Origin of the sequence: Duganella sp. sic0402, assembly GCF_019219065.1 — a bacterium.
In the GTDB taxonomy this organism is placed as follows: Bacteria; Pseudomonadota; Gammaproteobacteria; order Burkholderiales; family Burkholderiaceae_D; genus Rugamonas.
Map to the genome: position 1 here is coordinate 453,714 of NZ_JAHUWK010000001.1, position 26,495 is coordinate 480,208.

At 63.9% G+C, this 26,495-nt stretch carries 22 protein-coding genes; 14 read left to right on the top strand and 8 right to left on the bottom strand.

Features of this window, described 5'->3' with window-relative positions; genetic code table 11:
• Positions 1–140 precede the first annotated feature (140 nt).
• The 4 genes from KW842_RS01980 (at position 141) to KW842_RS01990 (ending at position 4,574) form a co-directional block, all read left to right on the top strand.
• On the top strand, positions 141–410 hold the full coding sequence (locus tag KW842_RS01980; protein ID WP_229223435.1) for an iron transporter: 270 nt from the start codon (positions 141–143) through the stop codon (positions 408–410).
• Positions 407–2,014, top strand: coding sequence for a PepSY domain-containing protein (locus tag KW842_RS01985; protein WP_218302407.1), 1,608 nt, complete (start codon positions 407–409; stop codon positions 2,012–2,014). Before KW842_RS01980 ends, KW842_RS01985 begins: the two co-directional genes overlap by 4 nt.
• Complete coding sequence (locus KW842_RS27375; RefSeq protein ID WP_229223436.1) at positions 2,011–2,388, top strand: DUF3325 domain-containing protein; 378 nt, start codon at positions 2,011–2,013, stop codon at positions 2,386–2,388. Before KW842_RS01985 ends, KW842_RS27375 begins: the two co-directional genes overlap by 4 nt.
• A 74-nt stretch (positions 2,389–2,462) precedes the next feature.
• Positions 2,463–4,574 (top strand): TonB-dependent siderophore receptor, encoded by a 2,112-nt coding sequence (locus KW842_RS01990; protein ID WP_229223437.1) that lies wholly within the window; start codon positions 2,463–2,465, stop codon positions 4,572–4,574.
• Here KW842_RS01990 and KW842_RS01995 read toward each other — a convergent pair whose 3' ends face one another.
• Both KW842_RS01995 and KW842_RS02000 read right to left on the bottom strand, forming a co-directional pair.
• The gene (locus KW842_RS01995) at positions 4,575–5,858 is read right to left on the bottom strand and encodes a M20/M25/M40 family metallo-hydrolase (RefSeq protein ID WP_218302409.1); all 1,284 of its coding nucleotides are present in this window, start codon (positions 5,856–5,858) and stop codon (positions 4,575–4,577) included.
• A 21-nt stretch (positions 5,859–5,879) separates the two neighbouring features.
• On the bottom strand, positions 5,880–8,084 hold the full coding sequence (locus KW842_RS02000; RefSeq protein WP_218302410.1) for an ATP-binding protein: 2,205 nt from the start codon (positions 8,082–8,084) through the stop codon (positions 5,880–5,882).
• Between the two features lie 129 nt (positions 8,085–8,213).
• On the opposite strand from KW842_RS02000, the gene KW842_RS02005 reads away from it, so the two are divergent.
• Together KW842_RS02005 and KW842_RS02010 are read left to right on the top strand one after the other, a co-directional pair.
• Complete coding sequence (locus KW842_RS02005) at positions 8,214–9,374, top strand: branched-chain amino acid ABC transporter substrate-binding protein (RefSeq protein ID WP_218302411.1); 1,161 nt, start codon at positions 8,214–8,216, stop codon at positions 9,372–9,374.
• Between the two features lie 166 nt (positions 9,375–9,540).
• Entirely contained in the window at positions 9,541–11,160 is a 1,620-nt protein-coding gene (locus KW842_RS02010; RefSeq protein ID WP_218302412.1) for a glycosyltransferase family 39 protein, read from the top strand.
• Positions 11,161–11,181: 21 nt separating this feature from the next.
• Here the strand turns inward: KW842_RS02010 and KW842_RS02015 are convergent, their stop codons facing one another.
• Entirely contained in the window at positions 11,182–13,422 is a 2,241-nt protein-coding gene (locus tag KW842_RS02015; protein WP_218302413.1) for an outer membrane beta-barrel family protein, read from the bottom strand.
• A gap of 143 nt (positions 13,423–13,565) precedes the next feature.
• Between KW842_RS02015 and KW842_RS02020 the strand changes: the two genes are divergently transcribed.
• From KW842_RS02020 to KW842_RS02030, 3 genes are all read left to right on the top strand, one after another.
• Positions 13,566–13,955, top strand: coding sequence for an OsmC family protein (locus tag KW842_RS02020; RefSeq protein WP_218302414.1), 390 nt, complete (start codon positions 13,566–13,568; stop codon positions 13,953–13,955).
• Positions 13,956–14,043: 88 nt separating this feature from the next.
• The gene (locus KW842_RS02025) at positions 14,044–15,045 is read left to right on the top strand and encodes a choice-of-anchor J domain-containing protein (protein WP_218302415.1); all 1,002 of its coding nucleotides are present in this window, start codon (positions 14,044–14,046) and stop codon (positions 15,043–15,045) included.
• Complete coding sequence (locus tag KW842_RS02030) at positions 15,042–16,445, top strand: PA domain-containing protein (RefSeq protein ID WP_218302416.1); 1,404 nt, start codon at positions 15,042–15,044, stop codon at positions 16,443–16,445. The genes KW842_RS02025 and KW842_RS02030 overlap by 4 nt, the downstream gene beginning before the upstream one ends.
• A gap of 14 nt (positions 16,446–16,459) precedes the next feature.
• Here the strand turns inward: KW842_RS02030 and KW842_RS02035 are convergent, their stop codons facing one another.
• Positions 16,460–16,792, bottom strand: a complete 333-nt coding sequence (locus KW842_RS02035) for a PilZ domain-containing protein (RefSeq protein ID WP_218302417.1) — start codon at positions 16,790–16,792, stop codon at positions 16,460–16,462.
• An 84-nt stretch (positions 16,793–16,876) separates the two neighbouring features.
• On the opposite strand from KW842_RS02035, the gene KW842_RS02040 reads away from it, so the two are divergent.
• A complete protein-coding gene (locus KW842_RS02040) occupies positions 16,877–18,205 on the top strand; it encodes an ATP-dependent DNA helicase RecQ (RefSeq protein WP_218302418.1) in 1,329 nt (442 codons plus the stop codon).
• Here the strand turns inward: KW842_RS02040 and KW842_RS02045 are convergent.
• The 3 genes from KW842_RS02045 to KW842_RS02055 all read right to left on the bottom strand — a co-directional run bounded on the left by KW842_RS02045 (position 18,110) and on the right by KW842_RS02055 (position 20,917).
• Positions 18,110–19,240 (bottom strand): esterase-like activity of phytase family protein, encoded by a 1,131-nt coding sequence (locus KW842_RS02045; protein ID WP_218302419.1) that lies wholly within the window; start codon positions 19,238–19,240, stop codon positions 18,110–18,112. The genes KW842_RS02040 and KW842_RS02045 overlap by 96 nt on opposite strands.
• A gap of 17 nt (positions 19,241–19,257) precedes the next feature.
• Entirely contained in the window at positions 19,258–20,406 is a 1,149-nt protein-coding gene (locus KW842_RS02050; RefSeq protein ID WP_218302420.1) for a GTP-binding protein, read from the bottom strand.
• Positions 20,407–20,491: 85 nt separating this feature from the next.
• Complete coding sequence (locus KW842_RS02055; protein WP_218302421.1) at positions 20,492–20,917, bottom strand: Fur family transcriptional regulator; 426 nt, start codon at positions 20,915–20,917, stop codon at positions 20,492–20,494.
• 44 nt (positions 20,918–20,961) lie between these two features.
• Between KW842_RS02055 and KW842_RS02060 the strand changes: the two genes are divergently transcribed.
• Together KW842_RS02060 and KW842_RS02065 are read left to right on the top strand one after the other, a co-directional pair.
• A complete protein-coding gene (locus KW842_RS02060; RefSeq protein WP_218302422.1) occupies positions 20,962–21,300 on the top strand; it encodes a hypothetical protein in 339 nt (112 codons plus the stop codon).
• A gap of 96 nt (positions 21,301–21,396) precedes the next feature.
• Positions 21,397–23,385 carry a TonB-dependent receptor gene (locus KW842_RS02065; protein ID WP_218302423.1) on the top strand — a complete coding sequence of 663 codons (1,989 nt, stop codon included), beginning with the start codon at positions 21,397–21,399 and terminating at the stop codon, positions 23,383–23,385.
• Between the two features lie 9 nt (positions 23,386–23,394).
• On the opposite strand, the gene KW842_RS02070 is transcribed toward KW842_RS02065, so the two are convergent.
• The gene (locus KW842_RS02070) at positions 23,395–23,964 is read right to left on the bottom strand and encodes a TetR/AcrR family transcriptional regulator (protein ID WP_218302424.1); all 570 of its coding nucleotides are present in this window, start codon (positions 23,962–23,964) and stop codon (positions 23,395–23,397) included.
• Positions 23,965–24,115: 151 nt separating this feature from the next.
• Here KW842_RS02070 and KW842_RS02075 point away from each other — a divergent pair, with 151 nt between their 5' ends.
• A complete protein-coding gene (locus KW842_RS02075; protein ID WP_218302425.1) occupies positions 24,116–25,723 on the top strand; it encodes a methyl-accepting chemotaxis protein in 1,608 nt (535 codons plus the stop codon).
• Between the two features lie 62 nt (positions 25,724–25,785).
• A complete protein-coding gene (locus KW842_RS02080; protein WP_218302426.1) occupies positions 25,786–26,490 on the top strand; it encodes an ABC transporter substrate-binding protein in 705 nt (234 codons plus the stop codon).
• Positions 26,491–26,495 lie beyond the last annotated feature (5 nt).

Here is a 26,495-nt window from a genome sequence, read left to right on the forward strand (position 1 = left end):
TTGCAATGTCCGAAGATGGACGATGCTAGCACGAACCGTGTCGGGCTTCGGCAATCTTGACGGATTCGTCATCAGACAACTATAATACGAATCATTATCACTTCGATTCAGCGTTTTACCTCCTTATGAAGCACATCCTGATGAACTATCGGCTCCGCGTCGCATCACGCGCGCTGGCCGCGATCGGCGGTGGTTACGCTGTTTCCGCGCTGGCAGTCGCCGCGCTGGCCATTGCCCTGCCGGGTCGTGAGGTTGACCGGGTGGTTACCGCCACGCTGACCGGGCTGGTGGTCTATCCCTGCGCGGTCATGTGGTGCTTCGCCACCAGCACCGCCTGGCGAGCCTGGCTCGGCCTGGCGGTCATCGGCCTGTTGTTGTGGGCCGTAGTATTCTTCGGAGGCCGCGCATGAAAGAAGGTTTCCGCCAATCGATGGCCTGGCTGCACACCTGGTCCGGCCTGCTGGTCGGCTGGGTGCTGTTCATGGTGTTCGCCTGCGGCACCGCTAGCTACTTCCGTGACGAGATCACGCTGTGGATGAAGCCGGAGCTGCATCACGCCTCGCACGCCGTGGTGGAGCAGGGCGTGGCCGTGGCCCAGATTCAGAATTTGCTTGAGCAGCGCGCCGCGCGCAGCCCGCGCTGGTTCATCACGCTGCCGTCCGAACGCGAACCAGCGGTCAGCGCCAGCTGGGCGCCGCCGCCGTCCAAGCAGGAAGGCAAGCCGCGTGGCCGCCGCCGCTTCGAAAACGCCAGCATCGATCCGGTCACCGGCCAGGAATTGAGTGCGGCCCGCGCCACCCGTGGCGGCGACTTCTTCTACCGCATGCACTTCGACATGCACTACATGCCGGTGCTGTGGGCGCGCTGGATCGTCGGCGCCTGCGCCATGTTTATGCTGGTGGCGATCATCTCGGGCATCGTTACGCACAAGCGCATCTTCAAGGATTTCTTCACCTTCCGGCCGAACAAAGGACAGCGCTCCTGGCTGGACGCGCACAACGCCACCGCCGTGCTGGCGCTGCCGTATCACCTGATGATCACCTACACCGGCCTGGTGACGCTGATGTTCATGTACCTGCCGCAAGGCCTGAACGCAGTGTACAAAGAGTCCAACGCGTTCTTCGCCGACCTGAACGGCGGTCCGCGCGCCGAGGTCAAAGCGTCCGGCATCCGCGCGCCATTGACGCCGCTGGCGCCGCTGGTGGCGCAAGCCAGCCAGCAGTGGAACGGCGCCCAGGTTGGCCGCATCACCGTCAGCCAGGCGGGCGACAGCGCCGCCACGGTCACCGTGACGCAGCGCCAGGACGGCGCCGGCATCAATACCAGTCTGCCATCGATGACCTTTGACGGCGTCACCGGCAAGCTGCTGAGCGAAGCGAACAAGAACAGCGCAGCCGTCGAGACGCGCGGCGTGATGGTCGGCCTGCACATCGGCCGCTTCGCCAGCCCGCTGCTGCGCGGCCTGTTCTTCCTGTCCGGGCTGGCCGGCTGCGCGATGGTGGCGACCGGCGTGCTGCTGTGGGCGGTCAAGGAACGCCCCAAGCATCTGAAAGCCAGCGCCCATGGTCGCATCGGTTTCGGCCTGCGCCTGGTGGATGGCTTGAATCTGGGTGGCATTGCCGGCCTGTTGATCGCGATGAGCGTGTTCTTCTGGGCCAACCGCTTCGTGCCGGTAGGCTTGCAAGGGCGGCCGGACCTGGAGATTCAATGCTTCTTCACTGCCTGGGGTATCGCCGCCGTGCTGGCATTGGCTTTCCCTGCGCGCTGGATGTGGCGCATACAATTGGCGGTAGCCGGCCTGCTGTTTGCGCTGCTGCCTTTGCTGAATCCATTGACCGGTGGTGCTGGCCTGTTCAGCAGCATGGCGCAGCGCTTGTGGCCAGTGGCCGGCTTTGATCTGGTGGCGTTGGCGCTGGGCCTGACGCTGCTGTGGGCCAGCAAGCGGCTGGGCAAAGTCAAGGCAGGCGCCAAGGCGCCAGTAAAAGTAAAAGCTGATAAAGAGGTAGCGGCATGATGGCAATCACGAATACTGCGGCGATGATTGCCGCACTCTCCAGCGCGACCGGTGGCTTCGCCGCGCTCAGCCTGGCGATGGACCGCCACTGGGAAGGCTTGCACGGCCGCGGCAACCTGCCGAGCGACAGCACGCGCCGCATGCTGCGCTGGTCGGGCGGCATCGGCTTGCTGGTGTCGCTGCTGGTATGCCTGTTCGTCTGGGGCGCATCGCAGGGATGGGTCGCCTGGGCCGGCATGCTGACCGCCGCCGCCATCAGCCTGGTGCTGATCCTCAGTTACGCCGGGCGCGCGATTGTGCGCATCGGCTGGGCTGCGGGCGGCGTCAGCGCCGCCGCCATCGCCCTGGTCGCGCTAGGCCGCGCCTTCATTTAAAACCCGTTTTTCATACAGGAGTAATTACGATGTCACGTCGTTGTCCCCGCACGTCCCTACCACTTACCACCATCATGTTCGCTGTCAGCGTGCTGGCGCATGCCGAAGAAACTGACACCGTGATGCCAACCGTGGAAGTGGTCGGCGCCGCCGATAATTCCTTCGCCGCCAAGAAGGCATCCGTGTTCAAGGGCGTGGATTCGATCCGCGATATTCCGCAGCCGGTCACCGTGCTGACCCGCCAATTCCTCGACGACCGCGTGCTGCCGGACTTGCACGACGTGATGAAAAACACCCCCGGCGTCACCGTCGATTACACAGACAGTGAACGCGTTGGCTACTACTCGCGCGGCTTCTCGATCGATGCGCTGCAAATCGATGGCTTCACCATGAACCAGGGCGGTTCGATTTTCGTGCAGCCGGATACGGCGGTGCTGGAGCGGGTCGAGATCTTACGCGGCGCCTCGGGCATGCTGCGCGGCTCGGGCAATCCATCGGCGGCGGTCAACCTGGTGCGCAAGCGTCCGACCAAAACCTTTCAGGCCTCGCTGAACGCGCTGGCCGGCAGCTGGGACCGCAAGCGCGGCGAAGCCGACGTATCCGGTTCGCTGAACGAGGCCGGCACGGTGCGCGCCCGCGCGGTGGTGGTCAAGGACAAGAAGGAATTCTTCCAGCAAGCCCGTAACGAAGACCGCGAAGTCCTGTACGCCGTGGTGGAAGCCGACCTGACGCCACGCACGCTGCTGACCGCAACCCTGCAACACACCGACCTGGATTCGACCGGCGCCTGGGGCAACCTGCCGCCGAACTTCGACGGCACGTCGCTGAACATGCCGATCGATACCTACCTGGGCGCGTCGTGGAACCGCTGGAACCGCTATAACGACCAGGCATCGCTGGAACTGGAACACCGCTTTGAAAACGACTGGACGGTGAAGCTGGGCGCCGCCTGGACCGGCCTGCACATGAAGCCATGGGGCTTCAAGCAAACCTCGTTCTCGCGCACCAGCACCACCAATCCTTATCTGGTCAATGTCAGCGTGTCTGCCTATACCGGTGACACCAGCAACCAGCGCGTGCTGAGCGCCGTCGCCAACGGCCCGTTCCAGCTGTTCGGCCGCAAGCACGAAGCCACCTTCGGCGTCGAGTCGCAGGAAGTGGACAGCATCGGCACCTCCGGCTACTTCGGCCTGGGCGCGAAGACCAATGTCGATATCCGTACCTGGAATCCGTACACCGTGGTGGAACCGGTGGTTGGTGCAGGCCAAGGCACAGCCTACGCGGCCGCCGGTAACAAGACGCACCAGCAGGGCGCTTACGCCACCACGCGTTTGTCGCTGGCGGATCCGCTGAACGTGCTGCTGGGTGCGCGCCTGAGCTGGTGGGACTACCAGGTTCCGGGCGCTCCGGCCAGCAGCTACAAGGTGACGCGTGAAGTGACGCCGTTTGCCGGCGTGACCTATGACCTCACCAAGCAGATCAATGCTTACGCCAGCTACACCGAAATCTTCACACCGCAGAACTACAAGGACGCCGGCGGGGCGATCATCGCGCCGGTGCGCGGTGAAGACTACGAAGCCGGTTTCAAGGGCGAGTTCATGAACGGCCGCCTGACCGCGTCGCTGTCGGCCTTCCGCATCAATAACAACGGCAAGGCTGCGCTGGACACCAGCACCGCCAACCCGTGCATGCCTTACTATCCGACCAGCTACTGCTACACCACGGGCGGCAAGCAGCGCAGCGAAGGCTTTGAGGCGGAGATCAGCGGCGAAGTGCTGCCTGGCTTGCAACTGACCGGCGGCTACACCAACACCCGCACCAAGTACCTGAGCGACAGCAGCGCGGCCAACGTCGGCCAACCTTTGCGCAGCATCGATCCGCGCCATCTGGTGCGCGTGTTTGCGACCTACCGTCCGGGCGGTGCGCTGCAAGGCTTCAGCATCGGCGGCGGCGTGCAGGCGCAGAGCGAAACCTTGGTAAAGTCGGGCGCGGTGACTGCCCACCAGGGCGGCTACAGCATCGTCAACGCGATGATCGGCTACCGCTTCAACAAGACCTACGCGCTGCAAACCAATGTCAACAACCTGTTCGACAAGTTCTACTTCGCCAAATACGCCGCCACCGGCTTCGGCAACTACTACGGCGATCCGCGCAACGTGCAGGTGTCATTGCGCGTCACGCTGTAATCAGCGCGCCAGCGGAGCGTCCAGCCCGCGCACGCCCACCAGTCCGAGGATGGTCAGCATGGCATTCTGCGGGCCGGTGTATGCGTTGCGGGCCGACCACCATTCCAGTTTTTCGGCGTGGTAGCCGCCGGAAGCACCGCCGCCGGACATGGTAATCGCCGGGATGCCAAGGCTCATCGGCAGATTGGCGTCGGTTGAATGCGCGGCGTCCAGCAGCGCAGGGCGGCCGAGTACCTTGGCCGCCGCCAGCGCGGTCTTGACGATCACCGCGTCAGTGGGCATCTGGCCGGCGGGGCGGTCGCCGATCAGCGTCACCTCGGCGCTGATCGCCTGGCTGTTCCAGCGCTGGTTGGTTTCGCTGACGCCGCGCTGGATCGCATCCTTGATCTGCTGTTCCACCCTGGCCAGCAACGCTGCATCCGCCGAACGGATATCGATCAGCAGCGAGGTTTCGGCCGCGATGCTGTTCACCGACTGGCCACCCTGAACTACTCCCACGTTGAAGGTCACCTTCGGCTGCGCCGGCACGCGCACGTCGTCGATGTGCGCGATCACGCGGCCCGCCGCATGGATGGCTGACGGCAGACCGAAGCCCTCGTAGCTATGCCCGCCCGGCCCGTGCAGCGTCACTTTAAAGCGGCGGCTGCCCGCGCCCATGTAGGTAACCGGATCGCCGTCGACGCCCAGCGCCGGCTCCAGGCCGACGAAGGCCTTGATATCCTTGCGCTGCTTGAACAAATGCTTGACGCCTTTCAGGTCGCCCAGGCCTTCCTCGCCGACGTTGGCGACAAACAGCACATCGCCTTCGGTCTGGATGCGCGCATCGTGCAGTGCCTGCGCCACGGCCAGCATGGCGGCCAGCGAGCGGCCGTTGTCGGCGATGCCGGGTGCATACAGGCGGCCATCTTTTTCGCGCACGGTCAGGTCGGTGCTGGCCGGGTAGACGGTGTCCAGGTGCGCCGCCAGCACCACGGTGGGGCCTTTGCCGCTGCCGCGATGCGTGCCCAGCACATTGCCCGCCTCATCGATGTGCACGTCGGCCAGGCCGGCGGCCTTCATCCGCTGTTCGTAATCGCGGGCGCGCGCCGCCTCGGCAAAGGTCGGCGCGGGAATGGCGTTAATCGCCAACATCGCCTTTTGCGTCGCCGGTTCGCTCTGTTCAATATAGGCTAGCGCCTGCTTGACGGCCGGTTGCGCCGCGATGCGCGCCAGCGCTTGTTCCTGGGCCAGCGCCTGGGCGGGCAGGGCGGCGGCGATGGCGAGACTGAGTAGCAGGTGTTTCATGAAGTTCCGCTTGGTGATGGTTTAGTGTAGCCGGGCGATCAGCGTCAACAGCGCATCCACATCGACCGGCTTGACAAAGTAATGGTCAAAGCCCGCAGCGATGGCCAGCTCGCGGTCTTCGCGGCGGCCGTAGCCGGTGACCGCCACCAGGGTGGCGCGCGCCGTATGCGGCAATGCTCGCAAGCCGCGTGCCAGGTCGTAGCCGCTGATGTCGGGCAGGCCGATATCCAGCAAGCACAGCTCCGGCGACTGGGCCTGGGCGATTTCCAGCGCCGCCAATGCGGTATGCGCCACGGTGACGTGGTGGCCGCCAGCTTCCAGCAGCAGCTGCAAGGTTTGCGCCGCGTCGATATTATCATCCACCACCAGCACGCGCAGCTTGTGGGCCGTTTTGGCGGCCGGGCCGGATCGGGCCGGGTCCGGCTGCCGCTGCGTGCCCGGCAGGATGATGGTGAAGGTGCTGCCCTGGTGTTCGCCGCCGCTGTCGGCCTCGACGTGGCCGCGGTGCAGCTCGACCAGCGACTTGACCAGCGCCAGTCCCAGCCCCAGTCCTCCCTGCGAACGGTCCGGATTGCGGTCGGCTTGCGCGAACAGCTCGAACACGCGGCTGCGCAGCTCCGGCGACATGCCGATGCCGTTGTCGCTGATAATCAGCCGTATATTATTGCCGTCGGCGCGCGCGATCAGGCGGATCGCGCCGCCCGGCGGCGTGTACTTGGCCGCGTTGTTCAGCACATTCACCAGCACCTGCACCAGCCGTTTGTGGTCGCCGGTGACCATCAGCGGCGATGGCGGCAGCACCACCTCGAAACGGTGTTGGCGCGACTGCATCAGCGGCTCCGCCTGTTCCACTGCGTCGGCGACGATGCGCGAGACGTCGAGCGGCACGCGCATCAGCGTCACCAGCCCGCGCGTCACGCGCGACACGTCGAGCAGGTCGTCCACCAGCCGCGTCATGTGGTGCACCTGGCGCACGATGATGCCGGCGGTGCGCTGCACCGCCGCTTCGTTGGCGTGGCCGCTTTGCAGCAGCTGGGCGCCGGCGCTGATCGGCGCCAGCGGGTTGCGCAGCTCGTGCGCCAGCATTGCCAGGAACTCGTCCTTGCGGCGGTCCGCCTCGCGCAACTGCTTCTCGGCTTTCACATGCTGCGCCTCTTTTTCCTGCAAGGCGGCGGCCATGGCGTCCAGCGCGCGCGCCAGTTCGCTGATTTCTTCCTTGCCGTAGCTGATGCCGCTGCGCGCCGCCAGCGTGCCGGAAGCGATGCTGTTGGCGGTGCTGACCAGCTTTTGCACGCGGCGCAGCACCAGCACGTCGCCGACAAACCATGCGGCCAGCACGGCCAGGCCGATGGTGGCGGCCAGCGCCAGGATGTCGAGTAGCTGGTCGTTGCGCGCGTTGGCGGTGATCTCGTCGGCCGGGATGCCGATGGTGACCGTGTAGTCGGACAGGCCGTCGCTGCCGACGCGGGCGAAGCGGTGCAGGCGCTCGATGCCGTCGGGGCCGGTCAGCAGCACTGGTTTGCCCGGCTCGGCCGCCATGGCGATGCGCATCGGTTCGGAAACCGGCTTGCCGAACCATTGTTCAGGCTGCGGCCTGCGCGAGATGATGTTGCCTTCGGAATCGGCGGTCAGCAACAGCGAGCCGGGCGGCAGCTGGATGTCGGCCACGAAGCGGTCCAGCTTGGTCAGGTCGAGCGCGGCGAACACCACCGCCTTGACCTTGCCCTCGTCATCCAGCACCGGGTAGGTCAGGTTGACGGTGTGCTTCTGGATCACCCTGCCGAAGATGTAGCCGCCGGCGACAAAGCGCTTGAGGTGCACGGCGCGGCGGAAATGCGGCCGGTCGGCCAGATTGACCGGGGTGTTGAACGGCACGGCGCTGCACGTCACGTCGCCATTCAGCTGGATCAAGCCGATATTGGCGTAGTCGGGATTCTGGCGTTGCAGATTGGCGAGCAAGCGGGTGCACTCGGCGTGGTCGCCCATCAGGTCGGGAATGCTGGCCAGGTCGCGCAGGATCTGGCGCGCGCCTGCGATCGACTTCGCCTCGTTGGCGGCGGCCAGATTGGTCAGGCGCTGCAGATTGTCTTCCGCCACTTCCACCGCATGGGCACGCTCCCGCGCGCCGTTAATCACGGTCATGACCGCGATGGGGGAGATGGCCAGCATCACCAGCAGTATCAAGCGGCTGCGCAGACTGTTCAGCTGGAAAAGCAGGAAGGCCACAGAATTTTCGACTTTAGGAAATATTTATTCTACTTCATTCAGTCCTGGGCGCAGCAAGGTATTTAGCAATCGTGCGCAGAGGTCTGGTATGCTAACGGCCTTATTTAATTCGGCATCAATGAGGATTTCATGCAATTAATAACAAAAACAGCTTGCCGCGCATTGGCGCTGGCTTTTGTTGGCGCAATCGGCGCCGGCGCCCAGGCGCAGGACACCATCAAGATCGGCCACGTTGCCGCCACCTCCAGCGCCATCGCCCACCTGGGCAAGGACAATGAGAACGGCGCGCGCATGGCGGTCGATGAGCTGAACGCCAGGGGCGTGACCATAGGCGGTAAAAAATACAAGATCGTGCTGCTGGCGGAAGATGATGCCGGCGATCCGAAACAGGCCACCACCGCCGCGCAAAAGCTGGCGGACGCCAAAGTGCTGGGCGTGATCGGTCACCAGACTTCGGGCACCACCATTCCGGCCTCGCGCATTTACTATGACGCTGGCATTCCGCAGATTACGCCGTCGGCCACCTCGCCGCAGTACACGCGCCAGCGCTACAACACCACCTTCCGCAATATCGCCAACGATGAGCAACTGGGCCCGGCCCTGGCGCGCTACGCGATGCAGACCCTGCAGGCCAAGCGCATCGCCGTGGTGGACGACCGCACCGCCTACGGCAAAGGCCTGGCCGACGAATTTGCCAAGACCGTCAAGCGCACCGGCGCGGCCAGCGGCAGCAGCATCGTCTCCACCCAATACACCAACGACAAGGCGACCGACCTGATGGCGATCCTGACCGCGATCAAGGCCACCAAGCCGGACATGGTGTTCTTCGGCGGCATGGATGCGGTAGCCGCGCCGATGCTGCGCCAAATGAAGCAGCTGGGGATTCCGGTCAAGTTCATGGGCGGCGACGGCATGTGCTCGGATTCGGTGCCGCGCCTGGCGGGCGAGGGCATGCACGACGGCCAGGTGATCTGCGCCGAGGCGGGCGGCATCGAGCCGGCGCAGGAAAAAGGCATGGCTGATTTCCGCGCGGCGTATAAAAAGCGTTTCGGCATTGAGGTGCAGACCTACGCCGCTTACTCGTACGATGCGCTGATGACGCTGGTGGACGCGATGCAGCAGGCCGGCTCGCCGGAACCGGCCAAGTATCTGCCGTTCCTGGCCAAAATCAAGCACAAGGGCGTGACCGGCGCCACCTCGTTTGATGCGCGCGGCGACGTGCAGGACGGCGCCATCACCATCCACACCTTCAAGGGCGGCAAGCGCCAGAAGCTGGCCGTCATCAAATAATTCGGCCAGCTGGCCAATGTCGCCGCGCTGGAAAACTTTGTGCTGCCCCGGTAAATACGCATACCGGCGCGCTGCCGGGATTGCACTCCGGAGTAAGCCGGCGTTAATACGCCGTTCATGATGGCTGAAATAGACTGCGCGCTTTGATACGCATTCTGTTTCCGCCATGGCCGTCTTCTTCCGTTCCAAGTCAGCACTCTACCTGCTGGCCGCCGTCTTCATCCTTGGTTCGCTGCTGGTGCTGGACATCCGCACGCTGATTCCGCCCGATGAGGGCCGTTACGCCGAAATGGCGCGCGAGATGTTCCTCAGCGGCGACTGGGTCACCACCCGCCTGAACGGCATCAAATATTTCGAGAAACCGCCGCTGCACACCTGGATGAGCGCCCTGGCGTTCAGCTTGTTCGGCCTCGGCGAATGGCAGGCGCGCTTGTGGAACGGCGTGTGCGGCATCGCCGGCGTGTTCACGGTGGCGTATACCGGACGCCGCGTGTTCGGCGGCCGCGCCGGATTGTATGCCGCGCTGGTGCTGGGCTCCATGCTGTTCTGGGCGGCGGCGTCGCAATTCAATTCGCTGGATTTGCCGGTGGCCGCCAGCATGGCGCTGGCCCTGTGCGCGTTGCTGATCGCCCAGTGCGATGACGCCACGCCCGCCGAACGGCGGTACTGGATGCTGGCCTGCTGGGCCGTGATGGCACTGTCGGTGCTGACCAAGGGCCTGATCGGCGTGGTGCTGCCAGGTGGGGTGCTGGCGATTTACCTGCTGGTCAGCGGCGACCGCGGCATCTTGCGCCGGCTGCATCCGCTGGCTGGCGTGGCGGTATTCCTGCTGGTGGCGCTGCCGTGGTTTGTGCTGGTGGCGGTGCGCAATCCGGAGCAGCCGCAATTCTTCTTCATCCACGAGCATTGGGACCGCTTCTTCCTGAAGACCCATCACCGCGAAGGACCGTGGTATTACTTCCTGGTGCTGATGCTGCCGGCGGCCGTGCCGTGGCTGCCGGTGCTGCCGGCCGCATTGGCGGCGGCGCGCAAGCGCGTTGAGGGACGCTTCCAGCCGGCGCTGCTGCTGCTGGTGTGGATCTTGTTCATCATGTTCTTCTTCAGCTATTCCAGCTCCAAGCTGCCGGGCTATATGCTGCCGGTGTTCCCGGCGATGGCGCTGCTGACCGGCGCCTATCTGGAGCGCATATCGCGCGGCATGGCAATGATGGCGGCGGTGCTGCTGGCGGCAGTGGGCGTGGTCGGATTGGCGTGTCTGTCGTTCATCACCGCGATGGACACCACGCTGCTATGCATTGGCTTCGGCGCGGCGGTAGTGTGCGGCCTGGGTGCGTGGCTGGCGGAGGCGCGCGGGCTGCGCATCGGCACGGTGCTGGCGATTGCGCTGGGCGGCTGGCTGCTGACGCAATTGAGCATGGCGTCGCATGAACCATTCGGCCGCGCCAAGGCGGGCCTGGAAGCGGCGCTGGCGGTGCGCGGCGAACTGACGGCGCAGACGCTGGTGTACTCGGTCGGCACCTACGAACAATCGATGACGTTCTACTTGGGCCACACGGTGATACCGGTGGACTTTGAAGGGGAGCTGGAATTCGGCCTGGCGCAGGAACCCGAGCGCGGCATGCCGTCGCTGGAGGACTTCTACGCCCGCTGGCGGGCAGGCGCCGCGCGCGGCGAGAAGCAGTATGCGATCATCCGCAACGACTTGTATTTCGAGGCGCGCAGGCTAGGCCTGCCGATGCGCCAGCGCGGCAAGGTGGATGACGCGGTACTGGTCTCCGCGCCGTAATACCTGGCCAGACGGCTGCGATCAGACGCCTGGCGGCGGGCCGCCAGGACCACCGGGACCGCCCGGACGCGGTCCCCAGCCACCGCCTTCATCCTGCTTGTTGGCGTTGGATGCATTGGCGCCGCCGAAGCGGTAGGACAGGCCGATGTAGACCACCCGGCCGTCGAAGCGGCGGGTGCTGGTTTCGCGCAGCGTGCTGCTGTTGATGATGGTTTCCATCTTGTTGGTGTTGAACACGTCGGTGACGTTGGCCACCAAGGTCATCTGCGGCGTCACGGTATAGCGCCAGCTGGCGTTGACCGAATGGTTCGGCGAACGGTAGCCCTGGCCGGACAGCTGCTTGCCCATCATCTGCAAGGCCAGCTGGAACTGATTGGCCGGATCGTACTGGTAGTTCAGCCGCACGCGGCCGCTCAGCGAATTGGCGGTGCGCTCCACCAGCACGCCGGTGTCATCGTAGAATTTCTGCTGCGAGCGCGCCAGATTGCCGCTGGTGTTCAGCGTCAGCGATGGCGTCAGCTTGCCGTTGACAGTGAACTCCAGGCCGCTGGAATGGCTGCCTTCGCCGTTGGCCTTGGTGGTCAGCAGCACGTTTGGCGCGACGAAGTAGCGATAGTCGACGATGGCGTCGGTGTCGCGGCGGTAGTAGCCGCGCAGATTGGTTTCCAGGCCGCCGAAACGGGTTTCATAGCCCACTTCAAACGAATCGGTTTTGGTCGGCCTCAGGTCCGGGTTGCCCGAGGAGACGTTGAATTCGTCGCGGTAGGTGACGTAGGGATTGAGCTCGTTGGCGTTCGGGCGGCGGATGCGGCGCGCATAGGAAAAGCGCATATTCGCGTTGTCGTTCACCTTGTAAGTGGCAAACGCGCTCGGGATGTAGTTGATGTAGTGATTTGTGCCCGCGACCGCGCTGGTGATCTGGTTGATGTCCATGTCGGTGTACTCGGCGCGCAGGCCGGCCAGCGCGCCCCAGCGCTCGTTCAGCCGCAGCTGGTAGCTGCCGTACAGCGCATACACGGTTTCATCCAGGTCGTAGGCGTTGGTGCGGCCGTTGTTGACGGTCGCCGCGCCAGTCAGCGGGTTGATGTCGGTGTACAGTGTATTGAAGGAGTTGTCGTTGGTCGCCACCTTGTAGCCCGCCTTGGCGGTGCCGCCCCACAGCGGACGCTCGTAGTCGCCGGTAAAGTCGACAATGCGGGTGCTGAACTGGCTGTGCTGCGCGGCGCGGGTGTCGGCCATGCCTGGCGTGGCGTAGTCGTTGGTGTAGTCGCTCTGGTTATCGTTCTCGGAGGCGGAGACGCGCAGGTCGATCTTCAGGGTTTCGCCTGGCAGTTCGCCCTTGTGGTCGTAGCGGCCGCCCCAGCTTAAGTTGGTGCTGTCGCCGGTGCGCGTGGTGCTGCGCACGTAGTCGCTGGCCGGGATCAGGGTGGTGGCGCCGTTGACGTAATGGTCGCTGGAGCGCTGGTCGTTGCCGCGGCTATTGTAGGAGGCGCTGCCGGTCAGCGTGTCGGTCTGGCTCAGGTTGTAGCTGACGCTGCCGTTGACGCTGGCCATATCGTTCAGGCCACGGCTGGACGATTGCTGGGTGCTGTGCACGAACTGGCCGCTATTCGCGTCCAGCCGGTCGCGGCTGACATCGGCCACCGAGTTGCGGCCGTCATGGCGCACGTTGGCGCTGCCCTGGAAGCCCCATGGACCCTCGTTATAGCTGCCGTTGACGGCGCTGTTGTAGCGGCCGGCGGTGCCGCCGTTGCCGTTGACGGTCGCCATGCCGCCTGGCTTGCGGTTGCGGCGCATCACCAGGTTCAGGATCGGACCGCCGCCTGCTTCGTTGCCGAATTGCGCGCCGGGATTGTTGATGACTTCGATCGATTCGATATCGTCGGCCGCCATCGCTTGCAGCGCCGGGCCACGGTTATCGCCTTGCAGCAGCGCTGATGGCTTGCCGTCCACCATGATCTGTACGGTGCTGCTGCCGCGCAGCGTGACGCTGCCGTCCGAATCCACACTGACCGACGGGACATTGTTCAGCGCATCGGCGGCGCTGCCGTTGGTGCTGGAGACGTCGGATTTGACGTCATACACCTGGCGGTCGATGCGGTTGGTCGGACGCTCTGCGGAAACGGTGACTTCCGGCACGACCGGCGCGGCTTCCTTGGCCTTGGTGGTACTTGTGGCGGGCTTTTCGGGGGTGGTGGTTTGGGCGTAAGCTGGCAGGATGGCGCTGCTGGTCAGGCAGCAGGTAAGCAGTATCTTTTGCATGGTCTGGACGGTACACGGTTACGCTAAAGTAGAGTTGCCATTATACCAGCGGCAACATGTCGCAGCGCCGCATTTACCCTTCTTTACCAGCGCTTTACACAGCGGTTTACACTGAGATTTATACATAGAAAAGGAACACAGCAATGGCACGCGGTACAGCACACATTGGCAATGACACTTATACCACCCGGATCGAGGTCGGCGGCCACGCCCTGGTTGGCGATGAACCGGAACGCAACGGCGGCCGCGATGCCGGTCCGGCGCCTTACGACTTTGTGCTGGCCGGGCTGGCGTCCTGCACCGCGATTACGCTGCGCATGTACGCCGACCGCAAGCAGTGGCCGGTCAGCGGCGTGGACGTCGACTTGAAGCTGAGCCGTGCCGACGACGGCAATATGGTGGTGCAGCGGACGCTGAATATCGCCGGTGATGTGGACGACGCGCAAAAAGCCCGCATGATGGAAATCGCGGAAAAAACGCCGGTCACGCTGACCCTGAAAGCAGGCATGCGCATCGACACCAGGCTTGCCTGAAAATTTTTCTTCTCCGGGGAACTCGGCAATACAGCCTGCGGTCTAACCATGGCAGGTTGAGCCGTATAACGATTCCTTGGGGGATGTCATGGACTTGATCAAACGTCTGGCAGGACTGCTGGCGGTTTCCGTCAGTTGCTCCGCTGTAAGCGCGCCCTTGCTGGTAGAGGGTTTTGACAACGTGGCTGCGCTGGCAGCCAAAGGCTGGCTGCTGGAAAATCACAGCGCGCCACCGGGCAGCACCGGCTGGTTCCAGGGCGATCCGGCGGTGTTTGCCGCCGCCGGTGGCCCGGCTGATTCGTATATCGCCGCCAACTTCAACAATGCCGCGTTTGGCGGCGCCATCGACAACTGGCTGATCACGCCGCAGCTGCAGCTGGTCAACGGCGAGTCGCTGAATTTTTCCTTGCGGCTGCTGGGCGAGGGCGCGCTGGACCGGGTCGAGGTCTACCTCAGCAGCGGAGGCGGGTATGCCTTGCTGGCCGGGTTTGAGTCGGCGGCCGATACCGGCTGGCTGGACCGTAGCGTGCTGGTCAGCGGTCTGGCTGCGCCGGCCATCGGACGGTTTGCCTTCCGCTACGTGGTGGATGACACCAGCCTCAACGGCAACTACATCGGCCTGGACACGGTCAGCGTCAATGCGGTGGCGGAACCGGCCACCATTGCGCTGTTCTGCCTCGGCGTGATCGCGCTGCGGCGGCGAAAACGTCCGCCGCGGCGCTGGCGGGCCATCATCAGCCTGCCGCTGACGGCGATGGCGGTGCAGGCGGCGCATGCGGATGAGCAAGGCGTCATGCGCTTTCCCCATGTAACGGTGGTGGCGCAGCCGGCCGCAGCTGGCGTGCCAGGGCAGGGCGGGATGACGGCTTACAAAGATCCCCAAAGCGGGCGTCTGAGCGGTCCCACCGCTGAACAAGCCGCCGCGCTGGCGGCCGCCGCGCGCACCGATGTGCCAATCGCGCGCCGTGCTCCACCACAAATTGCCCGGCCCGGCCACGGCGGCATCAGCCTGAAACTGGAGCAGCGCCAGTTCCGTTACGCGCTAACGCGCAAGCCGGCCGCCGACGCGCCGCCGGGAGAATCGCAATGAAAACCTCACTGATTGCGATCCTGGCGGCGCTGTTTTGCAGCACCAGCTGGGGCGCCGCCACCATCACCATCGTCAACGGCGACCAGCCCGGCGTCGGCTTCAATGACGCGACGCCGGTGATGCCGGTCGGCGGCAATACCGGCGTCACGCTGGGCGTGCAACGCCTCAACGCCTTCCAGGCGGCGGCCAGCCTGTGGGGGCAGACGCTGGACAGCAGCGTGCCGATCCGTGTCCTCGCCACCTGGGACGCGCTGCCGTGCACCGACACCGCCGCCGTGCTTGGCAGTGCCGGCGCGCTGGAGGTGTTTGCCGACTTTCCCGGTGCACCGCAGCCGAACGCCTGGTATGGCAAGGCGCAGACCAACAAACTGCTGGGCTTCGACGCCGATCCGGAGGTGCCCGATGTGCGGGCGCGCTTCAATCTCAATCTGGGCCAGCCAGGCTGCTTTAGCGGCTCGCCGTTTTACCTGGGGCTGGATAATCAGCATGGCGCCAACACCGACCTGGTGACCGTGCTGCTGCACGAGTTCGCGCACGGCCTGGGCTTTCAGACCTACACCGACGACGAAACCGGCGAGATGCTGGCCGGCGTGCCCAGCATCTGGGACTATTTCCTGCTCGATAGCAGCACCGGCAAGGTGTGGAAGGATATGAGTGACGCCGAGCGCGCCGCTTCGGCAATCAAATCCGGCAAGCTGGTGTGGAACGGCGTGCAGGTCACCGCTGCGGCGCAGGTGGTGTTGCGAGCCGGCACGCCCTTGCTGAGCGTGCTGACACCAGCCGACGTGGCGGGCGTCTACCAGATCGGCGCGGCCGATTTCGGCCCGCGCCTGAATAGCCCCGGACTGACTGGCGAAGTGATGCCGGTGGTCGATACGCCGCCTGACCTGGGGCTGGCCTGCGCGCCGCTCGGGGCGCTTAACGCCAGGGCCGTCAGGGGTAAGATCGCGCTGATCGACCGGGGCCTGTGCACTTTTGTGGTCAAGGTGCGCCATGTGCAGGATGCTGGCGCCATTGGCGTCATCATCGTTGACAATGCCGCCGGCGCGCCACCGCCGGCGCTTGGTGGCGTGGACCCTTCCATCGTCATTCCAGCGGTGCGTATCACGCTGGAGGATGGCCTGGCCCTGAAGGCGGCCATCGCCAAACGCACGCGTATGCGCTCCGGGATGTTTGCCAATCTCGGGCTGAACCTGGCGGTGCGCGCCGGCACGGACGCGCTGGGCCGCATGCTGATGTACGCGCCACGGCCCAACCAGCCGGGTTCATCGGTATCGCACTACGATGTCAGCGCCGCGCCGAATCAGTTGATGGAGCCAGCCATCAACGCGGATCTGCGGCATGCGGTCAAGCCGCCGGAGGATTTGACCTTGCCGCTGCTGAAGGATATCGGCTGGTGACCGGAGGGTGAGGATCAGGCTGGCGCCGTGGTCACATAGTCCACGATGCGGTCGGCGCAGGCTTCGGAAATGGCGATGAAGCGGGCGCCGTTGCGGTAGCGGCCGTGGGTGCCTATGGCATTGCTATTGACCACGGTCAGCTTGATTTCGTTGCGGATTGCGCTGCCGGGAAAGCTGAAATTCAGCAGCAGCTGCTCGTCGGTGGGCATGGCGTGGTCGCTGACAAACGCCACGCCCATGCGCGAGATATCAATGATCTGCGTAGCTTGCGTGTGACTGCCATGGAGGTCGGTAAGGTAGGCATCCACCTGCAGCAGGCGCCTGACATGTTCTCTTCTCGGGTCCATCGTTTTTTGGGATAGCCGCTAAAAACCAATAGTATAGTGTGCCGCCGTACATACCGGCCATCTATATTTGCATACGCTGGGGACATGACTACCACTCTCAACAAGCAAATTGAGCGCCTGCTGCGCAAGGTGTTCGGCATTGAAGCGCTGCGCGATGGCCAGCGGCGCGTGATCGACAGCGTACTGGCCGGGCGCGATACCCTGGCCGTCATGCCGACCGGCAGCGGCAAGTCCCTGTGCTACCAGTTACCGGCGCGACTGATGGACGGCGTCACGGTGGTCGTGTCACCGTTGATCTCGCTGATGAAGGACCAGGCGGAAAAGCTGGAAGAAGCCGGCATTGCCACTGCCGCGCAAGTCAATAGCAGCCTGTCGCGCGCGGAGGAGCTGGAAGCGCTGGACGCCATCGAAAAAGCCGGCAAGGACGTCATTTTCTGCACCCCTGAGCGCCTGGCCAACCCGGAGTTCCGGGACTTGCTGCGGCAGTCGAAGATTGCGCTGGTGGTGATCGACGAGGCGCACTGCATTTCGCAATGGGGCCATGATTTCCGGCCCGCCTTCCTGGAAATCGGCGCTGCGCTGGAGACGCTGGGCCGGCCGCAGGTGCTGGCCCTGACCGCCACCGCCACCGCCGATGTCATCGACGATATCCGCCGCCAGCTTGGACGCAAGTCTGTGCGGGTGGTGAACACCGGCATCTACCGGCCCAATCTGCAATACCGGGTGCGCCAGGTGACCAATCCGGACGAGAAAAATCAGACGCTGCTGGAACTGGTGCGCAGCACGCAGGGCGTTGGCATCATCTATGCGGCCACCGTCAAAGCGGTCAAGCAAACCTGCCAGCTGCTGCTGGACGCAGGGGAAAGCGTCACGCTGTACCACGGCCGCCTGAAAGCGGCGGAGCGCGACCAGAATCAGAATCTGTTCATGAATGGCGAGCGCCGCGTCATGGTGGCCACCAACGCCTTCGGCATGGGCATCGACAAAGTCGACACCCGCTTCGTCATCCACCTGCAAGTGCCGGGCAATCTGGAGGCGTATTATCAGGAATCCGGCCGGGCAGGGCGCGATGGCGAAGACGCCGAATGCACGCTGCTGTACGACCATGACGATACCCGGCTACAGAAGTTCTTCCTGATGAAGAGCAAGGCACCCGATGAGAAGCATGAGCTGGACCGGGAAAAGCTGGAACGCATGATCGGCTACGCGCAAAGCGGCTTTTGCCGCTGGAAGCTGCTGCTCGATTATTTCGGCGATCCCTTGCCGGACTTCGAGCGCTGCTGCCGCTGCGACAATTGCCTGTCGCCGCCCGTCATCTCAGGGGAGGACCTCGAACAGCAGGAACTGGGTGACCTGGGCCTTGTTAAAGTTGTCGTCGGAGACCATCATCAGGCTGGCGTGGCCGTTGCCTAGGCGTGGCCCGAAGGCGACGCCTTCCAGATTGTCGATGATGGGCAGGCCGAGCGTGCCCAGGTCCAGCACCAGCCGCTTCTTCATCGGCGTGTAGGCGGCATCGTTGAGCGTTGGCAGATGCTGGATATCGCTGGCGCCGTCCAGCGAGATTTCGTACAGCCGCACAAAGGTGCGATAGCTGCCGTCCGCGCCTTGCACGCCGGCGCGCTCCAGCGCCAACAGCCGCGTATCGCTGACCGCCAGTATTTCGGAGATGCCGTTGTCAGCCTCCATGCCGGGCGCCGGCGCGGCGGGAAGCGCGTCCAGCGGATAGGCGTACTGTCCCAGCACCTTGCCATCGCGGCTGAAATGCGTGATACGGTTGACCGCGCCGTGCTGCGGATCGGGTTCCGCGCCGTCCTGATACATCGGGCCTTCCAGCGACACCCACAGTGTTGCGCCGTCCGGCGAGAAGCTGATACCTTCAAACGCCTGGTTGTTGCGCGGCCCGGACTGCTGCTGCTTCGATACGGTGAACATCGCCGGCAACGGCAGGCTGGCCAGGTGGCGGCCATCGCGCGTGGCGTGCCGCACGAAAGGATCGAGCCCCAGCCGCACATCGCCTTCGCTGGCGTACCAGATGCTGGCGTCGCGCGGATCGATCCGCATCGATTCCAGGTCCGGCACTTCGCCGACGCCGGGCTGGTAGGCTTCCTTGGAAGGATAGGCGCTGCCGTCCGCTTGCAGCAGCGTGGTCACGCCGCTCAGCTGCACCGACCTGAACGCGTGCTGGTCGAACCCCAGTTTGGCGCGGTAGTAGCGGGCCGGATTGTGCTGCGAGCGGTCGTCGCTGATCATCACCCATTCATCGTTGGCGGCGTCGTAATCGATGCCGGACAGGCCGCCGACCAGCGTGCCCTGATACTGCATATGCCAGGGCAGGCGCTGCTCACCGATGAAACGTAGTTGGGTAATGGCATCCGGCTGGCGCGGCGTCAGCTGCGCGCATCCGGCCAGAGCCAGTGCGCAAGCAAGGGTCATGAGCGTCTTTTTCATGGGGCCGCATCATATCATCACTCGATTTGCCATTCCGGGAAAGGATCGGGCAGGCTCCGCCATGCGGCTTCGCCGCCGGATTGCTCGGCCTTGGTCAGCACACAGTAGGAAAAAGCCTCTTCGATGGCCGCGCGGTCCAGCTGGCGGCCGATGAACACCACCTCGTTGACGCGGTCGTCATACGGCTCGGCCCAGCGGCCGACCGGTTCCAGTGAGGCGATCTTGCCGGCGCGTGAATAGGCCACCGCCCATTCCGGCCGCGTGGCCAGCCACAAATAGCCCTTGGCGCGTATCAGACCAGGGAAACCATGGTTGAGGAAACGGTCGAAGCGCTGCGGATGCAAGGCGCACGGTTCGCGCAGCACAAAGCTGGTGATGCCGTATTCCTCGGTTTCCGGCGTATGCTCGCCGGCCAGCTCGCGCGCCCAGCCCGCCATCTCGCTGGCTTTGTCCAGATCGAACTTGCCGGTGCCGAGGATTTTATGCAGCGGCACATTGCCGCGCTCGGCGTAGATGATCTCGGCTCCCGGATTCAGCGCCTTGATCACGGCGCGCACTTCCCCCATTTGCTCCAGCGTGACCAGGTCGGTCTTGCTGACCACGATCACGTCGGCAAACTCGATCTGCTCGGACAGCAGGCCGGCCAGCGAGCGGTCGTCGCCTTCGCCGGCGGTTTCGCCGCGCTGCGCCAGGAAATCGGTGCTGTTGTAGTCGGCCAGCAGGTTGAGCGCGTCAACCAGCGTCACCATGGTATCGATGCGCGCCACCTGGTTCAGCGAGCGGCCGTGTTCATCTTCAAAGTCGAAGGTGGCTGCCACCGGCATCGGCTCGCCGACACCGGTTGATTCGATCAGCAGATAATCGAAGCGGCCTTCGGCGGCCAGCTTGCGCACTTCCAGCAGCAGGTCTTCGCGCAGCGTGCAGCAGATGCAGCCGTTGCTCATCTCGACCATTTTTTCCTCGGTGCGGGAGAGGGCTGCGCCGGCGTTGCTGGCGCCGTCGCGCAGCAGGCTGGCGTCGATATTCACTTCGCTCATGTCGTTGACGATGACGGCGACGCGCAGGCCGTCGCGGTTGGCCAGGATGTGGTTGAGCAGGGTGGTTTTGCCGGCGCCGAGAAAACCGGACAGGACGGTAACGGGCAGGCGGGTATCTTGAATGGACATGACAAACCTCACTTAAATGCAATCGGGTTGCATCTTAAGCGGGTTCGTCGGTAAACGCAACCAAGTTGCGATTAAAGTGACTGTATCAGTTTTTTGGCTTGCAGTTCGGGCAAGTACCTTTGATCAGGAAATCGATCTCCTGCGTCTGGAAACCTTCCGGCAGCTTGATCTTGCGCGGCAATGCCAGGTCGGTGAAGCAGGTCACTTGTTCGCACTGCACACACTGGAAGTGCGCGTGTTCGTGGGCGTGGTGGCCGGCCCCGGCACGGAAGCGCCACACCTGATCGGCGCCGGCGATACGGTGGATCAGTTCATTCTCGGTCAGCCATTCCAGCACGCGGTACAGCGTGACGGAGTCCAGTTCCTCATGCTGCTTGCTGAGCAACGCCTGGATTTCGTGGTGGGTGAGTGATTTTTCCTGGCCCAGCAGGAACTCCAGTACCAGCACGCGCTGGCGGGTGACACGGGCGCCGGTGGCTCGGATCTGTGATTCGGCGATAGATGTTTGCATCCCGCTATGGTAACACGGCGCGTAATGCGGTTAGAATACCGCCCATGTATCGCCGCCGCTATATAGTCCATGCCTTGCTCGCGCTACTGCTGCTCCTGACGCAGCAGCTGGGGGTAACGCACGTCTATAGCCACTGGAGCGAGGCCGAGCAAAGCGCCCGGCTCAGCGAAGAGGACCAGGCCAAACATCGCAAGCGCGTCGCCGTCCACAAGGTCTGCGCCGAATGCGTGACGGTAGCCCAAATGGGCGCCGCCATCACCAGCGCGCCGCTGACGCTGGCGCTGTCCACCCTCAGCACTGGTCCGGTCACGCTGCAGCTCACGCTGCCCGCATGCGAACGCACCATCTGCGTCTTCCAGTCCCGCGCCCCCCCTCTGGCCTGACACCCAAAATCCGTCCTGAATTTTGCTTTTTTCGCCGCTGCGCGGCCCGATCCGGGCCGCCGCGCGCGATCGTCACCCCATTGCTAGAGGTTTTACATGAATATCCAACGTACGCTGCTGGCCAGCGCGATCCTGTCCGCCTATTCCACGCTGGCTTTCGGCCAGACCACTGCTGCGCCTGAAGTGCAGCAAGTTATCGTCACCGCCAACCCATTCGGCACCACCGCCAATGATCAGATCCTGACCCCGGCCAAAGTGCTGTCCGGCGACGAGTTGCGCGACAAGGCCGGCAGCTCGCTGGGCGAGACGCTGTCGCAGGAGCTGGGCGTGTCGGCGTCGGCGTTTGGCGCCGGTGCTTCGCGTCCTATCATCCGTGGCCTGGAAGGTGCGCGCGTCAAGATGCTGGAAAACGGCATGGCTGTTTCCGACGTCTCCGGCCTGTCCAACGACCACGCGGTGGCGGCCGAAGGTGCGGTGGCGCAGCAGATCGAAATCCTGCGCGGCCCGGCGGCGCTGCTGTATGGCTCGGGCGCCATCGGCGGCCTGGTCAACGTCGTCAACGAGCGCATCCCGACCGCGCTGGAACCCAAGCTGACCGGCCAGGTCGAAGCGCGCGCCAGCAGCGTGGACCAGGGCCGCAATCTGTCCGGCACCATCGACGGCTCGGTCGACAAAATGGCCTGGCATATCGACGGCAATCTGCGCAATACCGGCGACTACAAAATCCCAGGCAACCGCGTGCTGGGCGATCCTGATTCAGCATCCGGCCGCCTGCCGCACTCGGACACGCGCGAGCGCAACGCCGGTCTCGGCGCCTCGTTTGTCGATAACTGGGGCTTCGTCGGCGCGTCGGTGTCGCACCTGACCAATGTCTACGGCATTCCAAGCGACGAAGGCTCGAAGATCGACCAGAAGCAAACCCGTTACGACATCGACAGCCTGGTCAAAGCGCCGTTCGCGGGCTTTGAGACCTTCAAGTTCAAGGCCGGCTTTACCGATTACGAACACGCTGAAATTGGCGAAGACGGCGCAGCGGAAGTCATCTTCAAGAACCGCTCGACCGAAACCCGCGCCGAACTGACACACAAGCCGCTGGCCGGCTGGCATGGCACTTTCGGCGTGCAAACTGAAAACACCAACTTCTCCGCGCTGAGCGGCGAGGGTGGCCCGGACACCGTGCCGGTGACGCATTCGACTTCCAACGCCGCCTTCCTGGTGGAAGAAACCGACTTCGGCCCGGTCAAGTTCAACGCCGGCGGCCGTGTCGAACGGGTCAAGCGCGAGCCGGTGACCGGTGTAGACCGCGCCTTCAACCTGCGTTCCGCGTCGGTGGGCGGCATGTGGCCGTTCGTGCCTGGCTACGCGGTCGGCGCCACGCTGTCGTACGCGCAGCGCGCGCCGTCGACCGAAGAACTGTACTCGGCCGGCCCGCACGACGCCACCGTCACCTTCGACATCGGCAACGCCGACTTCAAGAAAGAAACCTCGCGCAATATCGAGCTGAATGTGCAGAAGACCACGGGCCTGGTGCGCTGGAAGGCCAATATCTTCCGCAACAAGGTGAGTGACTTCATCTACGGCCACATCACCGGCAATCTGCTGGACGAGGAAGGCAATGCGGGCGACGAGCTGCGCGAGCGCATCTTCGAACAGGCCGACGCCACCATCCACGGCGCCGAAGCGGAGCTGGAATACAACCCGACCGGCGCCGGCTGGTCCGGCCGCGTATTCGCCGACACCTCGCGCGGCAAGCTGGATCGCGGCGGCAGTCTGCCGTTGCAGCCGGCCACCCGTTTTGGCGTCAGCACCGCCTACAAGATGGGCGCGCTGCGCGCCGGCCTGTCGCTGGTGCACGCGCAGTCGCAGGACCGTCTGGCTTCGTTCGAGAGCACCGATACGCCGAGCTACAACCAGCTGAACGCGAACGTCTCGTACAACCAGAAAGTGGATGGCTACGACCTGACCTGGTTCCTGCTGGCCAAAAACCTGACCAATGACGAGATCCGCGTATCGACCTCGGTGTTGAAAGACATCGCACCGCTGCCGGGCCGTAACGTGGTGTTCGGCGTGCGCGCCAAGTTCTAAGAAGCGGTGTTAGTCGGGCGCCGCAAACTGGCGCTCGACCAATGCGATCAAGGTGTCTTGCATCTGCTGCCGCTCGTGCGTGGAGAAGTGGCGGATGTTGAGCATTTCCAGCAGCACGAAACCATCCAGCGCGGTCCATACGGACAGCGCCAGGCCGGCGCTTTCCGTCAGGCTGGCCAGACTGCCAGTCCCATTGTCGTACATGCTTTTGACCGGTTCCAGCAGGGACGGGTAGCTCGACGCGGCGGCCAGCAGATTGGCCATGATCTTCTTTTCCCGCGCGCCCATGGCGAACGCGTAGTTGATGCGGGCAATCAAAAACTTCTTCAGCGCCTGTTGCGGATCCAGCGCCGGATCGACGCAATAGGAATCAAGTTGCGCGCGCATGCGCTCGACCAGCCCATGCAGCAGCGCTTCCTTCGACTTGAAATGATAAATCAGCCCGCCTTTGGTGATGCCGGCGCGCGCGGCGACGCCGTCGAGGGTAACGTCGTGCACGCTGCCCTCGGCGATGAGGGATTCCAGCACATCCAGCAGCGCATCGCGGTTGCTGACACGTGCGCCGTTAGTAGGGGTCATGAGGTTGCTTAGCAATATGTAATAACACGTAATTTTACTACGCTGACCATTTGCTACCAAATTTTTGACTAGTGGTAGATATATCACAATTAACCTTTCCCAAAAGTAATGGTGTACTATACGTGCAGTATAGTTTACTTGAGGAGAACGCATGAAATTGAAGTTAAAACAGCGCTTGATGCTCAGCCTGGGATTGCTGATGGGGCTGTCGTTGCTGATCGGCGGCGCCGGCATGCTGGGCGTTCGGGCGGTGGACCGGAATATCAGTGAGATTCTCGATCTCAATAATCCCCAGATGCTGTACGCGAACGAATTGCAAGCATCGATCCAGGACCGCATGCTGGCGGTCCGCAACGTCATCCTGCTGGCCGATCCGGCCCTGGTGGCGCCGGAGGTAGAGCGCATCAAGCGCCAGGAAAACGTGTACCGCGAAACCTACGCCAAACTGGGCAAGATGTTTGACGATGAAATCACCACCACCGCAGAGGAAAAGCGCCTGTTCGCCAGCCTGCGCGACTACGAGAATGCGGCGCTGCCGGTGTTTAACGAGGTGCTGGAGGCCGGTGTCAATAACCAGCGCGAACTGGCGACCAGCCTGGCCATCAACAAATTGCGCCCACTGCAGCGTGCCTGGGCGGATGGCGCGCAAGCCTTGAAGGCCAAGGAGATCGAACTCAATCAGCAAGCCGGCGTCGCCGCCAAAGGCAGCGCGGAGGCGGCTTATTCGACCATCTCGGTGCTGTCGCTGATTTCGCTGTTGCTGAGCGTGCTCGTGAGCTATCTGCTGACGCGCGGCGTCATGAAGCAGCTTGGCGGCGACCCGGCCGAGGCGCAGGCGATTGCGCGTGAAATCGCCGGCGGCAATCTGGCGCATTCGGTGGACACCGCGCATCTCGACAAGGATAGCCTGATCGTGGCGCTGGAGCAGATGCGCTCAAGCCTGAACCGCATGGTGGCGGAGATCAAAGGTTCGGCCGACGCCATCGCCAATGCCGCCACCGAAATCGCAGTGGGCAATAGCGACCTGTCGCGGCGCACCGAGGAGCAGGCGTCGTCGCTGGAAGAAACCGCCGCCAGCATGGAGGAGATCACCGCGACCATCGGCAACAACAGCCAGAACGCCATGCAGGGGCAAGGGCTGGCCGAGACAGCGTTGCAGTCGGCTGCCGCCGGTGGCGAAGTGGTGGAGCGCGTGATCTCGGCGATGGACAAGGTCTCCGACGGCAGCGCACGCATGACCGAGGTGATCGGCACGATCGAAGGCATCGCGTTTCAAACCAATATCCTGGCGCTGAATGCGGCGGTGGAAGCCGCGCGCGCGGGTGAGCAGGGGCGTGGCTTTGCCGTAGTCGCCAGCGAAGTGCGCGCGCTGGCGCAGCGCTGCACCGTGGCGTCGCAGGAGATACGCCAGCTGATCATGGGATCGGTGTCCGACATCGACAGCGGCTCGGCGGCGGTGACCGAGGCCGGACGCGCGATGAGCGACATCTCCGGTGCAATCGGCCGCGTCAACGGCATCATGCGCGAAGTGGTGGCGGCGTCGGTGGAGCAGCGTTCCGGCGTGGAGCAGGTCAATGCGGCCATTATCAGCATGGACGACGTGACGCAGCAAAACGCCGCTCTGGTCGAACAGGCGACAGCGGCGGCGCACGCCTTGGCCGGACAAGCCGAAGGACTGCGCGCCACCGTCGCGCGCTTCAGGGTGGAAGCGACGCTGCTGGCCGCGCAGCGCCTGCAATCGCTCAAGCTGTTGAATTGATGCGATCTGGTTTTCTGCGCGCTGCGCTACTATGCTGCGCACTCGGATGGCCGGCAGGCGGCATGGCCGCCCCGGCTGAACCATTGCGGTTGCTGAGTTTCGATCTGCCGCCGTTTGTCGAGGCCCGCGCGGATGGCGCAGCGCAAGGCGCGGCAGTGGAGATGGTCAGAGAAATCTTCGCGCGGATGCAAATCGGCGCGCGGTTGCAGCTCTATCCGCTGGCGCGTTCTTTGGCGATGTTCGACAGCGGTCAGGCCGATGGCATCTTCACTGTTAAAAAGACGCCGGAAAGAATGGCGCAATACGCTTTTTCCAGCCGCCCCTTGTTCACGCAGGAGACGATGCTGTTCGTGCGCAAGGATTCGTCGATACGCTTCAATGGTGATTTACGGGTGCTGGCCGGCCGGGTGGTTGGGGTGGTGCGCGGCGCGTCCTATGGCGATGTGTTTGATCAGGCGGCGGCAAAAGGCGTGTTTGCCCGCATAGAATCTGTGTCGCGCGACGAATCCAGTTTCCGCAAACTGCTGGCGGGCCGGATAGACGTGGTGGTCAGCGGCCGTGAGGTTGGATGGGCCACCTTGCGGCGGCTTGGCGCGGCGCGCAGCGCGCGTGTCGCAGGCAAGCCGCTGGAGACCACCGGCGGCTACCTGATGTTTAACAAGGGCACGGTGGACGTACGCTTTCTGCGCAAGCTGAATGCAACCATCGCCGGCATGCAGAAGGATGGCAGCGTGAGCCGGATACGTATCAAATACGGTTTGCAGTAGTTGCG